Source organism: Actinoplanes sp. L3-i22, from assembly GCF_019704555.1.
Taxonomy (GTDB): domain Bacteria; phylum Actinomycetota; class Actinomycetes; order Mycobacteriales; family Micromonosporaceae; genus Actinoplanes.
In genome coordinates, this window is record NZ_AP024745.1 from 2966309 (window position 1) to 2981078 (window position 14770).

Annotated in this window: 8 protein-coding genes; 7 read left to right on the plus strand and 1 reads right to left on the minus strand. The window is 69.4% G+C overall.

Annotation, left to right across the window (positions count from 1 at the left end; all coding sequences use genetic code 11):
• The first annotated feature begins 84 nt into the window (after positions 1-84).
• Positions 85-3375, plus strand: a complete 3291-nt coding sequence (locus L3i22_RS13190; protein ID WP_255658188.1) for a S8 family serine peptidase — start codon at positions 85-87, stop codon at positions 3373-3375.
• A gap of 49 nt (positions 3376-3424) precedes the next feature.
• Here L3i22_RS13190 and L3i22_RS13195 read toward each other — a convergent pair whose 3' ends face one another.
• The gene (locus L3i22_RS13195; protein WP_221327244.1) at positions 3425-4789 is read right to left on the minus strand and encodes an FAD-dependent oxidoreductase; all 1365 of its coding nucleotides are present in this window, start codon (positions 4787-4789) and stop codon (positions 3425-3427) included.
• A 204-nt stretch (positions 4790-4993) separates the two neighbouring features.
• Here L3i22_RS13195 and L3i22_RS13200 point away from each other — a divergent pair, with 204 nt between their 5' ends.
• From L3i22_RS13200 to yicI, 6 genes are all read left to right on the plus strand, one after another.
• Positions 4994-7891 carry a glycoside hydrolase family 3 protein gene (locus tag L3i22_RS13200; protein ID WP_221327245.1) on the plus strand — a complete coding sequence of 966 codons (2898 nt, stop codon included), beginning with the start codon at positions 4994-4996 and terminating at the stop codon, positions 7889-7891.
• Positions 7892-8014: 123 nt separating this feature from the next.
• Positions 8015-9031, plus strand: coding sequence for a LacI family DNA-binding transcriptional regulator (locus L3i22_RS13205; RefSeq protein ID WP_221327246.1), 1017 nt, complete (start codon positions 8015-8017; stop codon positions 9029-9031).
• A gap of 145 nt (positions 9032-9176) precedes the next feature.
• Positions 9177-10496, plus strand: coding sequence for an ABC transporter substrate-binding protein (locus tag L3i22_RS13210; RefSeq protein WP_221327247.1), 1320 nt, complete (start codon positions 9177-9179; stop codon positions 10494-10496).
• A 57-nt stretch (positions 10497-10553) separates the two neighbouring features.
• Positions 10554-11453 carry a carbohydrate ABC transporter permease gene (locus tag L3i22_RS13215; protein ID WP_221327248.1) on the plus strand — a complete coding sequence of 300 codons (900 nt, stop codon included), beginning with the start codon at positions 10554-10556 and terminating at the stop codon, positions 11451-11453.
• Between the two features lie 88 nt (positions 11454-11541).
• Positions 11542-12423 carry a carbohydrate ABC transporter permease gene (locus L3i22_RS13220; RefSeq protein WP_221327249.1) on the plus strand — a complete coding sequence of 294 codons (882 nt, stop codon included), beginning with the start codon at positions 11542-11544 and terminating at the stop codon, positions 12421-12423.
• 46 nt (positions 12424-12469) lie between these two features.
• The gene (gene yicI, locus L3i22_RS13225) at positions 12470-14719 is read left to right on the plus strand and encodes an alpha-xylosidase (protein WP_221327250.1); all 2250 of its coding nucleotides are present in this window, start codon (positions 12470-12472) and stop codon (positions 14717-14719) included.
• Positions 14720-14770 lie beyond the last annotated feature (51 nt).

The window sequence follows — 14770 nt, forward strand, 5'->3', positions numbered from 1 at the left end:
GTGACTTCCACTGCGATCGATCAGAGACTCCGGGAGAAGCGTCCGGACACCCCTCCGGGCGCCATGCCTCCGGAGGACCCGCACGTGAGACAACCATCCCGCTGGGGCCGACGAACCTTCACCTCCGTCCTGGCGCTCGGCCTCGCGGCCGGCGTGACGACGGTGAGCGGTTCGTTGCCGGCCACGGCCGCCCCGGCGCCGGTCAAACAGGACGGCGCGCCCGCCACCGAGACCGTCGACCCCAAGGACTCGCCGGCGGACACGCTCGGCGCCCACGACGCCGGTCTGCTCGCCGAGGCCCAGGCCGAGCACAAGCCGACGGTCACCCTCATCATCGCGACCGACCAGGGTAAGTCGGCGGACGTCGCGGCCCGGGTGAAGTCGCTCGGCGGTACGGTCGCCCGGAAGTTCGACCAGGTCGGCTACGTGCTCGCCTCGGTCCCCACCGGAAAGGTGATCAGCGCCGCCAAGCTGCCCGGCGTCGCCGCGGTCGACCTCGACGAGACCGTCCAGGTGCCGGAGCCGGATCTGACCGCCGACGCCAAGGCGACCAAGCAGGCGCCCGCCCCGGCCGGGCCGGGCGCGACCACGCCGGCCGACAACCCGTACCTGCCGGTCGGCGAGACCGGCTCGGTGGACTTCAAGAAGAAGCATCCGACGTACGACGGTCGCGGCGTGACCATCGGCGTCATGGACACCGGTGTCGACCTGGCCCACCCGGCGCTGCAGAAGACGACGACCGGCGAGCGCAAGATCGTCGACTGGGTGACCGCGACCGACCCGCTGGTGGAGAACGACGGCACCTGGCGCGCGATGCGCACCCCGGTGGCCGGCCCGACCTTCACCTACGCCGGCGCGACCTGGACCGCCCCGGCCGGCAACTGGCTGATCAACCGGTTCTCCGAGGCGATCACCGCGGCCTCCGAGCCGGCCGGTGACGTGAACCGGGACGGCGACACCACCGACGTGTGGGGCATCCTCTACGACCCGGTCAGCCACGACATCCGGGTCGACGTGAACCAGAACAACGACTTCACCGACGACGCCGTGATGCGGCCGTACAAGGAGAAGTACGACGTCGGCTACTTCGGGACGGACAACCCGGCCACCGCGGTCGCCGAGCGCATGCCGTTCGTCGTCGAGTACCGCGAGGACGTCGACCTGACCCCGGCCGGCCTGCCCGGCCAGGTCGCCGACTTCGTCAACATCGGCATCCCGGAGGGCCTGCACGCCACCCACGTGGCCGGCATCTCGGCCGGTAACGACCTGTTCGGCAACAAGAACTTCGACGGCCAGGCGCCGGGCGCGAAGATCGTCTCCGCGCGGGCCTGCTCGTGGGGCGGCGGCTGCACCGCGGCCGCGCTGACCACCGGCATGGTCGACCTGGTGGTCAACCGGGGCGTCGACGTGGTCAACCTGTCGATCGGCGGCCTGCCCGCGCTGAACGACGGCAGCAGCGCCCAGTCGCAGCTCTACCAGTCCCTGATCACGAAGTACGGCGTCCAGCTGTTCATCTCGGCCGGCAACTCCGGCTCGGGTGTGAACACGATCGGCGACCCGTCCGTGGCCACCGACGCGGTAAGCGTCGCGGCGAGCGTCTCCAAGGAGACCTGGCTGGCCAACTACGGCTCGGTGACCCGCAAGCGCGAGCAGCTGTTCCCGTTCTCGTCGCGCGGCCCGCGTGAGGACGGCGGCTTCAAGCCGAACATCTCCGCCCCGGGCTCGGCCATCTCGGCCACTCCGACCTGGGAGGTGGTGACCGGACTGGACACCGTCGGCTACACCCTGCCGGTCGGCTATGCGATGGAGAACGGCACCTCGATGGCCGCTCCGCAGGCCACCGGTGGCGCCGCGCTGCTGCTCTCGGCCGCCAAGCAGACCAAGCGCACGGTGACCCCGGCGCAGCTGCGGCGGGCGATCTACTCGACCGCGAACCCGATCGCCGGCGAGCAGGTCTACGAGCAGGGCTACGGCAACTTCGACGTGCCGGCCTCGTGGAGCCTGCTGACCCGGATCGCCGAGACGCGCACCTACACCGCGTCCGCGCCGGTCTGCACCCCGCTGGCGCAGTACCTGACCACCCCGGGCGTCGGCACCGGCATCTACAACCGGTGCGCGGCTGCCGAGGGCGGCTTCAAGGCCGGCCAGACCAAGACCGTGAATGTGTCGCTGACCCGGACCAGCGGGCCGAACCGGACCCTGCTGCACACCCTGACGTTCGAGGGGGACCGGGGCGCGTTCTCCGCGGTGCCGCTGGTCGGGCTGCCGCTGAACAAGACCGTCACCGTCCCGGTGCGGGTCAAGGCCGGTCAGGGCGTCTCCAGCGCGCTGCTCAAGGTGGACGACCCGTTCACCCCGGGCATCGACTTCGAGGTGCTGAACACCGTGGTCACCGGGGTCGAGGCGAAGTCGCCCTCGTACGCGAACACGTTCACCGGCGCCGTGGACCGCAACTCCACCACGTCGTTCTTCGTGACCGTGCCGGCCAACGCCACCTCGCTGCAGGTGGACCTGGGCGGGATCGCGGCCGGCTCGCAGACCCGGTGGATCGCGATCAACCCGTACGGTGTGCCGGTCGAGGCGAACTCCAGCCCGTTCTGCTACACCAACTACTCCGACCCGGCGACGTGCAAGCCGGAGGAGCGGTCGTACGACAACCCGCTCCCGGGCGTCTGGGAGCTCGAGGTCGAGTCCCGGCGGACCTCGCCGGTGCTCAGCAACCCGTTCGCGCTGACCGCCAAGGTGCAGGGCGTGACGGTGGAGCCGGCCACGGTGACGCTGCCCAGCGTGCAGGTCGGCCAGGCCACCCCGGCCTCGTGGACGGTCACCAACCGGTTCGGCCCGATCACCCTCACCCCGCAGGGCGGCCCGCTCGGCAGCTCGTTCAGCCAGCGGCCGACCATCGAGCAGGGCGGCGTGCAGGACTACACCGTCGACGTGCCGGCCGGGGCTTCCCGCCTGACCGTGACGATCGGCAACCCGGCCGACCCGGCCGCCGACCTGGACCTGTTCGTCTACGACGCGAACGGCGTCGAGAAGGGCCGGTCCGCGGACGGCGACTCGGAGGAGTCGGTCACGCTCCTCGCGCCGGCCGGTGGGACGTACACGGTCGAGGTCCAGGGCTACTCGGTGCCCGCGGGCACCACCGCCTACGACTACCTGGACGCGTACTACAGCCCGGCGCTGGGCAACCTGGCCGCGCCGACCACCCCGGTCGCGCTGGGGGTCGGGGCGAGCGCCACGATCACCGGCTCGGTCACCGCGGCCGCGGTCCCGCCCGCCGGGCGGCACCTCTCCGGTGAGATCCAGTTCGTGACGGACGAGGGCGCGGTCGTCGGCCGCGGCTCGGTCCAGATCGGGGCCGTCACCGAGTAACAAGCCGGCACCGAGTAACAACGGAAGAGAACCAACCGGGGAGGCTCTCCTAGAGGGCCTCCTCGGCCTTTCTGGCGGCGATCAGAATCGGATCCCAGACCGGAGCGTACGGCGGTGCGTAGCCCAGATCCAACGAGGTCATCTCACTGACGGTCATCCGGTTCCACACCGCGACCGCCACCGCGTCGATCCGTTTGGCCGCCTCGGTCCGCCCGACGATCTGCGCGCCGAGCAGCACCCCGGTCTCCCGCTCGGCGATCATCTTCACCGTCATCGACACCGCGCCGGGGAAGTAGCCGGCCCGGTTCGTGGACTCCACCGTCGCGGTGACGAAGGAGTACCCGGCCTGCTCGGCCTCCCGGGAGCCGAGCCCGGTGCGGGCCACCTCGAGGTCGCAGAGCTTGGTCACCGCGGTGCCGATCACCCCGGGGAACGTGGCGTGGCCGCCGCCGATGTCGATCCCGGCGACCCGGCCCTGCTTGTTGGCGTGCGTGCCGAGCGGCACGTGCACCTGGCGCTTGCTGACCCGGTGGTGCACCTCGGTGCAGTCGCCGGCCGCCCAGACCCCCTCGACCACGCCGTCCGGGCCGATCACCCGTTGCCGCAGGTCGGTGCGGAGTCCGCCGGTCTCGCCGAGCGGCAGGCCGCCGCTCTCGGCGAGCGCGACGTTGGGGCGTACCCCCAAGCCGATGACGACGACGCCGGCCGGAACCGTGCCGCCGTCGGTGACCACCGCCTTGATCTTGCCGTTCGCGGTCTCCAGGCCCTCGACCGTGACGCCGGTGCGCAGGTCGATGCCGAGCTCCCGGATCGACGTGGCGACCAGCGCGCCCATGTCCTCGTCGACGGTCCCCATCGGCTGCGCCGACCGCTCCACCAGGGTCACCCGCAGACCGCGGTTGATCAGGGCCTCGGCCATCTCGACGCCGATGTAGCCGGCGCCGATCACCACCGCGGAGGCCGGCTTCTCGGTGTCCAGCCAGGCGCGCAGCGCGGACCCGTCCTCCAGGGTCTGCACGCCGAAGACGCCCCGCTCCGGAATCCGCGCCCAGGGCGGCCGGACCGGGCTCGCACCGGCCGCGTAGACCAGGTGGTCGAACCCCTCCCGGAGGTCCCGGCCGGCCTCCAGATCACGGACGGTGACGGTGCGCGCGGCGAGATCAATTCCGGTCACCTCGTGCCGGGTGCGCACCTCGATCCCGGCCTTGTGGAACTCCGCGGGGGTGCGGGCGATCAACGCGTCCGGACCGTCCACCACCCCGCCGATCCAGTACGGGATCCCGCACGCCGAGTAGGACACGAAACGTCCCAGCTCGAAGGCCACGATCTCGAGGTCGTCCGGCCCGCGGCGTTTCCGGGCCTGGGACGCAGCCGACATGCCCGCTGCGTCACCGCCGATCACGATCAGTCGCACTCGCCCATTGTGCCCGGTTCCGTGCCCGCGTTTCCGGCGGATTTCCGCAAGGTTATTGCCTCCCGCATCGGCCGGAATCTATGGTGACCGCATTCGTCGAAGCGCTTCGACTCGGTCTCCGTCCGATCAGTCGAAGCGCTTCGACAAGCCTGCGCGACCCAAGCTCACGACGCTGATGAACCCCTGTCACCGAGGGAGATCAACATGCGCACACCCCGCGGCCTGGCCCTGCTGGCCGCCGCCCTGCTCACCATTCCGCTGACGTCCGTCCCGGCGCACGCCGCCGAGTCCTTTCCGTTCCGCGACCCGAGCCTGCCGCTGCAGGCCCGGGTCGACGACCTGGTCGGCCGGCTGACGCTCGCCGAGAAGCTCGCGATGCTGCACCAGTACCAGCCGGCCGTCCCGCGCCTGGGCCTGCACGTCTTCAAGGCCGGCACCGAGGCGCTGCACGGCGTGGCCTGGTCCAACGACTACGACGGCGGTGGCGCCAAGATCGACGCGACCGCGACCGTCTTCCCGCAGGCCGTCGGCCTGGCCAGCACCTGGGACCCGGAGCTGCTGGGCCGGGTCGGCACCGCGGTCGGCGAGGAGGCCCGGGGGCTGCACGCCCAGGACCCGACGGTGTGGGGGCTGAACCTGTGGGCGCCGGTGGTCAACCTGCTGCGCGACCCACGGTGGGGGCGCAACGAGGAGGGCTACTCCGAGGATCCGCTGCTCAGCGGGGCGGTGGCCACGGCGTACGGGAAAGGGCTGGAAGGTCCTGATCTTGATCATTTGCGGACCGCGCCGACCCTGAAGCACTACGCGGCCTACAACAACGAGACCAAACGGGACCAGACCTCGTCGAACGTCCCGCAGCGGGTGCTCAACGAGTACGACCGCAAGCCGTTCGAGATCCCGTTGCGGGCCGACGCGGCGACCGGCGTGATGGCCTCCTACAACCTGATCAACGGGCGGCCGGCGACCGTCGACCCGGACCTCGCCGGACTCGTCCGGAGCTGGAGTGACCAGCGGCTCTTCAACGTCACGGACGCCTGGGCGCCGACCAACCTGACCGGGTCGCAGGCCTATTTCGGGACGCAGGCCGAGGCGGACGCGGCCGTGGTGCGGGCCGGGCTGGACAGCTTCACGGTCAACGACACCAACGGCGAACCGACCACGACCGCCCTGCGACAGGCGCTGGACCAGGGGCTGCTCACCGAGAAGCAGGTGGACACCGCGGTCGGCGACGCGCTGAGCATCCGGTTCCGGCTCGGCGAGTTCGATCCGGACGGCGGCCCGTACGCGAAGATCCCCGCCTCCGTGGTGGACAGCCCGGCCCACCGGCAGCTCGCCCGGGAGGCGGCGGCCGACGCGATGGTGCTGCTCAAGAACCAGTCCGGCGCGCTGCCGCTCCGGGCCGGCGGTTCGGTCGCGGTGGTCGGCCCGCTCGCCGACAACCTTTACACCGATTGGTACGGCGGTCAGTTGCCCTACAAGGTGACCGCGCTGGACGGGATCGCCGCCCGGGGCCCCGCGGTCACCGCCGAGGGCGCCGACCGGATCGCGCTGCAGGACGTCGCCACCGGCCGCTACGTGACCGCCGCCGACCCGCAGGCGGTCGCCGCGACGGCCACCTCCGCGGACAGCGCCGCGCAGTTCGACGCGGTGGACTGGGGCGACGGCGTTTCCACGCTGCGCAACGCGGCCAACGGCAGGTACCTCGGCTACAACTGGGGCCCGTTCGTCACCGTCGAGTCCGCGCCGACCGGCTGGTTCGTCCAGCAGCAGTTCAAGGTGGAGGATCAGGGCGACGGCACGGTCGTGCTGCACTACGCCGGCTACGAGACGCAGGAGTCCTGGTTCGGCACGAACACGTACGTGACCGTGGGCGCCGACGGCAAGCTCGGTCTCGGCTCGTCCACCGCGGCCGGCGCCGCGCGGTTCCGCCGCGAGGTGCTCACCGACGGGGTCGCCGCGGCGGCCGCGGCCGCCAAGGGCAAGCAGACCGCGGTCGTGGTGGTCGGGACGAACCCGTTCGTGGCCGGGCGGGAGGCGCACGACCGGACCGGGCTGAGCCTCGGCGCGCGGCAGGAGGCGCTGATCGAGGCGGTCCGGGCGGCCAACCCGCACACCGTGGTGGTGCTGCAGAGCAGCTATCCGCAGGACATCACGTGGGCGCAGGCGCACGTGCCGGGCATCGTGTGGACCACGCACGCCGGCGCGGAGACCGGGAACGCGCTGGCCGACGTGCTCTTCGGCGACGTCGACCCGGGCGGCAAACTGACCCAGACGTGGCCTCGGTCGGTCGCGGATCTGCCGGCTGACCTGAACCAGTACGACATCATCAAAACCGGACAGACCTATCAGTACGACGTGACGTCGCCGCTCTACCCGTTCGGCCACGGGCTGTCGTACACCTCGTTCAGATACGGAAATGTCCGAATCGACAGGGGTCGCGTCGCGGTGACCGTCACCAACACCGGCAAGCGGGCCGGCAGCCAGGTGGTCCAGCTCTACACCCACCAGCGGACCTCCCGCGACGTGACGGCGGTCAAGCAGCTGCGCGGCTTCCAGAAGATCGCGCTGAAGCCCGGGCAGTCCCGGACGGTCACGTTCGGTCTCACGCCCCGGGACCTCGCGCACTGGGACGTCACCCGGCAGAAGTGGGTGACCGAGACCTCGGTCTACGACGTCCTGCTCGGCTCGTCGTCGGCCGACATCCGGCAGCGGGCGTCACTGTCGGTGCGCGGAGAAACGATTCCGGCGCGTGACCTCTCGGTGGCCACCCGGGCCGAGACGTTCGACGACTACGCCGGCGCGACGCTGCTGGACGAGACGAAAGCGAGCGGCACGGTCGTCTCCGGCGGCTGGGTCGCCTACAAAGACGCTGCTCTGCGGGGTGGCAGGACCTTGACGGTACGGGCGTCCGGCGCCGGAACCGTGCAGGTCCGGCTCGGCTCGCCGACCGGACGGCTGCTCGGCACGGCCACGGTGAGTGACACCGGCTCGGCCTATGCGTACACCACGGTGACCGCGCCGCTGACCGCCGCGACCGGGCGCCAGGACGTCTACCTGGTGCTCGGGAACGGCCTGCGGCTGGCGACGTTCGCCATCCGATGAGACTCGCGGCGGGGGGCACCTGGGAGCGGCCCCCCGCCGCGACCCCGGGCGTGACCAGGCCTGTGATTAGGATCGACGAGGGGAGAGGCCTTGGGCAGAGACCGAGGCACATGGGGAGGCGCAGTGCCGACGATCAACGACGTCGCCCGGGCGGCCGGAGTGTCGCCCAGTACGGTGTCGTACGTGTTGAGCGGCCGGCGCCCGATCTCCGCCGAGACCCGGGCCCGGGTGCAGGCCGCGATCGCCGAGCTGGGCTTCCATCCGCACGCCGGGGCACGGGCCCTGGCCAGCAGCAAGACGAACGTGCTGGCCCTGGTGGCGCCGCTGCGCGTGGACGTGAACGTGCCGGTCATTATGCAGTTCGCGACCGCGGTCGTGACGGCGGCGCGGACGTTCAACCACGACGTGCTGCTGCTGACCAAGGACGAGGGCACCGCCGGGCTGGAACGAGTGGCGCACAGCACCATGGTCGACGCGCTGATCCTGATGGACATCGAGCGGGACGATGTGCGGCTGCCGGCGATCCGTACGCTCAAGCAGCCTTCGGTCTTGATCGGTCTTCCGGCCGACCACGCCGGGATCGCCTGCGTCGACCTGGACTTCGAGGCCGCCGCCGCACTCGCGCTCAAGCACCTGGCGGATCATGGGCACCGGCGGATCGGGCTGGTCGGCCCGTCGCCCGCGGTCTACCGGCGGCAGACGACGTACGCGGACCGGTTCCTGGCGGGTTTCCTGCACGCCTCGACCGACCTGGACCTGCGGACCGTGACCCACCCCTGCGAGCCGGGGGCGGACGGGGCCCGGGCCGCGATGGCCGATCTCGACACCGAACTGCCCGGGCTGACCGCCCTGGTGGTGCACAATGAGGAAGCGTTGCGGCCGCTGCTGGACCTGCTGCACGCCGCGGGCCGGCGCGTCCCGGAAGACGTCTCCGTCGTCGCCGTCTGCCCGCGGGACGTGGCGATCGCGATGCCGGTCAACCTGACGTCGATCGACATCCCGGCGCACGACGTCGGGACGATCGCGGTGGAGACCGCGATGCGGTTGCTGGACAACCGTCCGGTCGACTTCACCCGGCTGTTGGAGCCGAGTCTGGTCGAACGGGCCAGCTGCCGCGAAATCTCGCCGTCACACCGTTGACATCTCCAGCCCGCACTCCTTAGCGTCTGCGGCAAGGCAGTTGTCGAAGCGCTTCGACAAAACGCTTCGATTCGTCGAAGCGCTTCGACGATTTCCCCTTGATGCGATTTCACTCCTGGAACAGTCCCCCTGGGAGGACCCCGAGATGACCCTTTCACGACGTGGCCTGATCACCGGCGCGCTCGGCCTGACCGCCGCGGCCGCCCTCGCCGCCTGCGGCAACGACGACGACTCGTCCTCGACCTCGACCGAGGGCGCCGACGCCAAGACCCTCACCCTCTGGCACTACGAGGGCCCGACCAGCGCGATGGGCATCGCCTGGGCCAAGGCGATCGAGATCTTCAAGACGAAGCACCCGGGCGTCGAGGTGAAGTTCGAGGAGAAGAGCTTCGAACAGATCCAGCAGAACGCCCAGATGATCCTGAACTCGGACAGCGCGCCGGACATCCTCGAGTACAACAAGGGCAACGCGACCGCCGGTCTGCTCTCCAAGCAGGGCCTGCTCACCGACCTGTCGAGCGAGGCGACCAAGCGGGGCTGGGACAAGAAGCTCAGCTCCAGCCTGCAGACCACCGCGAAGTACGACGACGACGGCATCATGGGCAGCGGCAAGTTCTTCGGCGTGCCCAACTACGGCGAATACGTCATGGTTTATTACAACAAGGCGATGTTCGACAAGTACAAGCTCGCCGTGCCGACCACGCTCGACGAGTTCACCGCGGTGATGGACACGTTCGTCCAGAACAAGGTCACCCCGCTGGCCGTCGGCGGCGCCGAGTACCCGGCCCAGCAGATCTTCTACGAGCTGGCGCTCTCCAAGGCCGACCGGGCCTTCGTCGACGACTACCAGCTGTACAAGAACAAGGTCGACTTCAACGGCCCGGTGATCAGCTACGGCTCGACGACGTTCGCCCAGTGGGTGCAGAAGGGCTACATCGCCAAGAACTCGGCCGGCATCAAGGCCGAGGACATGGGCGTCTCCTGGGAGCAGGGCAAGTTCCCGATCCTGATCTCCGGCTCCTGGTGGTACGGCCGGTTCGCCAAGGAGGTCAAGAACTTCGAGTGGGGCACGTTCCTGTTCCCCGGCAACACCCTGCACCCGGGCTCCAGCGGCAACCTCTGGGTGGTCCCGGAGAAGAGCAAGGCCAAGGCGCTGGCGTACGACTTCATCGACATCACCATGTCGGCGGAGGTGCAGAACCTGCTCGGCAACAACGGCGGCGTCCCGGTGGCGGCCGACGCCAGCGCGATCACCGACCCGAAGAACAAGGAACTGATCGAGAACTTCAACAAGCTGGTCTCCGGTGACGGCCTGGCCTTCTACCCGGACTGGCCGGCCCCGGGCTACTACGACGTGATGGTCGCCGCCACGCAGGGCCTGATCAACGGCTCCAAGACGCCGCAGGCCTTCCAGGACGAGATCGCCAAGCCGTACAACGAGAACCTCGCCGACCTGGGTAAGTGATCGTCGTCGCGGGCGGCGGCAGACCCGCCGCCCGCGACGGTGGAAAGGACCGGGCTCATGGCCGGCAGCACCAAGAACCGCGGCTACGCGGTCTATCTCATCCCCGGGCTCGTCGCCTCCACCGCGGTCATCGTCGTCCCGCTGGTGATGACGATCTACATCAGCTTCACCAAGTGGACCGGGATCGGCAGCCCCCGATGGGTCGGCTTCGACAACTACACCCGGCTCTTCCACGACGCCAACTTCTGGGCGTCGTTCGGGCACATCATCCTGCTGATCATCGCGATGGCGGTGGTGCCCACCTTCCTCGGCCTGGTTCTGGCGGCGGTGCTGTTCGACTACGTCGCGAAGAAGTTCGGCGACCGCTGGGCGTCCGTGCTCCGCTCCGGCTACTACCTGCCGCAGGTGCTCCCGGTCGCGGTCACCGGCATCATCTGGGGCTGGATCCTGCACCCCAGCTACGGCGCGCTCAACAAGATCCTGGAGTCGGTCGGGCTCGGCTCGCTGACCCGCAACTGGCTCGGTGACCCGAAGTACGCGCTGTACAGCGTGATGTTCGTGATGATCTGGTTCCAGCTCGGCTACCCGATCGTCATGTTCATGTCCGGCCTGCAGCGGATCGACCCGGAGCTCTACGAGGCGGCCGACCTGGACGGCGCCACCTGGTGGCAGCGGTTCCGGAAGATCACCGTCGCGATGATCCGGCCCGAGCTGTACGTGGTGCTGGTGACCACCACCATCGCGTCGCTCAAGATCTTCGGGCAGATCTTCGTGCTGACCCGCGGCGGCCCGAGCAACGCGACCCTGGTGCCGTCGTACTTCGCCTACAAGAACTACTTCGAGAAGGCCCAGGTCGGGTACGGGTCGGCGATCTCCACGGTGCTCACCGTGCTGATCGTCATCCTCGCGATCGTGTTCCTGCGCCTGCAGAACCGTGCCGAACGGACCTCGTCATGACCGACTGCACCGAACGGCACTTCGCCGCGCCGATGAGCGGCCTCGCAGGTGAGGGCCAGGAGGGCATGACAATGGAGGTACAGCGCCGATGACTCTTACCGAGACACGGGCGCCGGGACGTCGTACCGAAGAAAGGCCTTCGCTCCGCGAACGCCACCCGGTGCGCTTCCTGATCCTGGCCATCCTGCTCGTCCTGCTCCTGCTCGTGGTCGCGCCGCTGCTGGTGGTCGCGGTCAACGCGGTCAAGAGCCCGGCGGAGTACGCCGCGAACGGCCCGCTGTCGCTGCCCCACCACCTGTACTGGCAGGGCATCGTCGACTTCTGGAACCGGGCGAACTTCGGGCTCAAGCTCTGGAACAGCTTCTTCACCAGCATCGTGGTCGCGGTGCTCGGCGTGATCCTGTCGGTGTTCAACGCGTACGCGCTGGGCATCGGGCGGGTCAAGGGCCGGCTCTGGTTCCTGGTCTTCTTCCTGATCGCGAACCTGCTGCCGCAGGAGGTGCTGGTCTACCCGCTGTACTACCTGTCGAAGCAGCTCGGGCTCTACGACAGCCTGTGGTCGATCATCATCATCTTCACCGTCATCCAGAGCGCGTTCGGCACCTACCTGCTGACCTCGGTCTACACCGAGTTCCCCAAGGAGCTGCTGGAGGCCGCGTCGATCGACGGCGCCGGCAAGTGGCTGTCGCTGTGGCGGGTGGTGGTCCCGGTCAGCCGGCCGACCCTCGCCGTGCTGTTCACGTTCTTCTTCATCTGGACGTGGAACGAGTTCTTCCTGCCGCTGATCTTCCTGATCTCCAACGACAACCAGACCGTGCCGGTGGCTCTGGGCGTCCTGCAGGGCGACCGGATGATGGATGCCACGACCACCAGCGCGTCCGCGCTGATCGGCATCATCCCGGCGATGATCTTCTTCCTGATCTTCCAGCGGACCCTCACGCGCGGCATCGCAGCCGGCGCCATCAAGTGATCCCCGCTTTCTCCGGCGGCACCGTTGCTTCAGAAAAAGGACACGCATGAAGTTCACCGACGGCTATTGGCGTAAGCGGGACGGCCTGCACGTCGTGCACCCCGCGCAGTATCAGGACAGCGTGCCCGGGACCGACTCGCTGACCGTCTATGCCGCGACCCGGCGGATCCTCGACCGCGGGGACACCCTGGACTCGCCGCTGGTCACCGTGACGTTGAACGCGCCGGCTCCGGATGTCATCCGGGTGACCATCGAGCACTTCCAGGGTGGGGTGCCGAAAGGGCCGAACTTCTCGCTCGCCTCGGAGCCGTCGGACATCTCGGTGACGCCGACGTCCTTCACCTCCGGGGCGCTCACGGCGCAGGTGCGCAACGGGGACGACTGGGGGCTGGACTTCCTCGCCGACGGTAAGCGGATCACCGGTAGTGGCTGGAAGGGGATGGGCGTCGTCTCCGGGAGTGCCGGAAACTTCGTACACGAGCAGTTGGATCTTGGGGTTGGGGAGGTTGTCTACGGTCTCGGTGAGCGGTTCGGGCCGCTGATCAAGAACGGCCAGAGCATCGACATCTGGAACGAGGACGGCGGCACCAGCTCGGAGCAGTCCTACAAGAACGTGCCGTTCTACTTCACCAGCGCCGGCTACGGCGTGCTCGTGGACAACCCCGGCAAGGTCTCCTTCGAGGTGGCCTCCGAGATGGTCACCCGCACCCAGTTCAGCGTCGCCGGTCAGTCGCTGTCCTACCTGGTCATCCACGGGCCGACGCCGGCCGACGTGATCCGCAAGTACACCGCGCTGACCGGGCGGCCGGCGCTGCCCCCGGCCTGGTCCTTCGGGCTGTGGCTGACCACGTCGTTCACCACCTCCTACGACGAGGAGACGGTCAACAAGTTCGTCGACGGGATGGCCGACCGGGACCTGCCGCTGAGCGTGTTCCACTTCGACACGTTCTGGATGCGCGAGTTCAACTGGTGCGACTTCGAGTGGGACACCCGGATCTTCCCGGACCCGGCCGGCATGCTGAAGCGGCTGGCCGGCAAGGGCCTCAAGGTCTGCCTGTGGATCAACCCGTACATCGCGCAGCGCTCGCCGCTCTTCGCCGAGGGCAACGCGTTGGGGTACCTGGTCAAGACCGTTTCCGGTGACGTCTGGCAGTGGGATCGCTGGCAGGCCGGGATGGCCCTGGTCGACTTCACCAACCCGGACGCGCGCGAGTGGTACGCGTCGAAGCTGCGTGCGCTGGTCGACATGGGGGTGGACGCGTTCAAGTCGGACTTCGGCGAACGGATCCCGGTCGACGGCATCGTCTGGCACGACGGGTCCGACCCGGAGCGGATGCACAACTACTACACGCAGATCTACAACCAGGTCGTGTTCGACGTTCTGAAAGAGGCGCGCGGCGAGGGTGAGGCCGTCCTGTTCGCCCGGTCGGCGACCGTCGGCGGGCAGCAGTTCCCGGTGCACTGGGGCGGCGACAACACCGGCACGTTCGAGTCGATGGCGGAGAGCCTGCGCGGGGGCCTCTCGCTGATGTCGTCCGGGTTCGGGTTCTGGAGCCACGACATCGGCGGCTTCGAGGGGCTGCCCGACCCGGCCGTGTTCAAGCGGTGGGTGGCGTTCGGGCTGCTCTCGTCGCACAGCCGGTTGCACGGGTCGAAGAGCTACCGGGTGCCGTGGAACTTCGACGAGGAGGCGGTGGATGTACTTCGCTCGTTCACGCACCTCAAGTACCGGTTGATGCCGTACCTGTTCGCCGCGGCCCGGGAAGCGCACCTCACCGGTCTGCCGGTGATGCGCCCGATGGTCGTCGCGTTCCCGGGCGATCCGGCGGTGAGCTACCTCGACCGGCAGTACATGCTCGGCGGGGACCTCCTGGTCGCGCCGGTGTTCAGCGCCGGCGGCGAGGTGTCCTACTACGTCCCGGCCGGACGGTGGACGCACTACCTGACCGGCGAGGTCGTCACCGGCCCTGGCTGGGTCACGGAGACCCACGACTTCTTCAGCGCGCCGCTGCTCGTCCGCCCGGGCGCGGCCATCCCGGTCGGCGCCCGCCAGGACCGCCCGGACTACGACTACCGCGACGGCGTCACGCTGCGCCTCTTCGAGCCCGCCGACGGCCGTACCGCGGTGATCGTCCCGGGCCCGTCCGGCGCCGACACGGTCTTCACGGTCCTCCGCGACGGCAACGAGATCCGCATCGGCCGCAGCGGCGAGCCCCTGCCCTGGCGCGTCCAGCTGGGCGCCGAGATCACCGAACTCTCCGCGGACCAGGACAGCTGCTCCCTCACCCTGGGCTAGCAGCTCCCGTCGGCCGGCGGGGCCCACCAAGCCCCGCCGGCCATTCAGCCG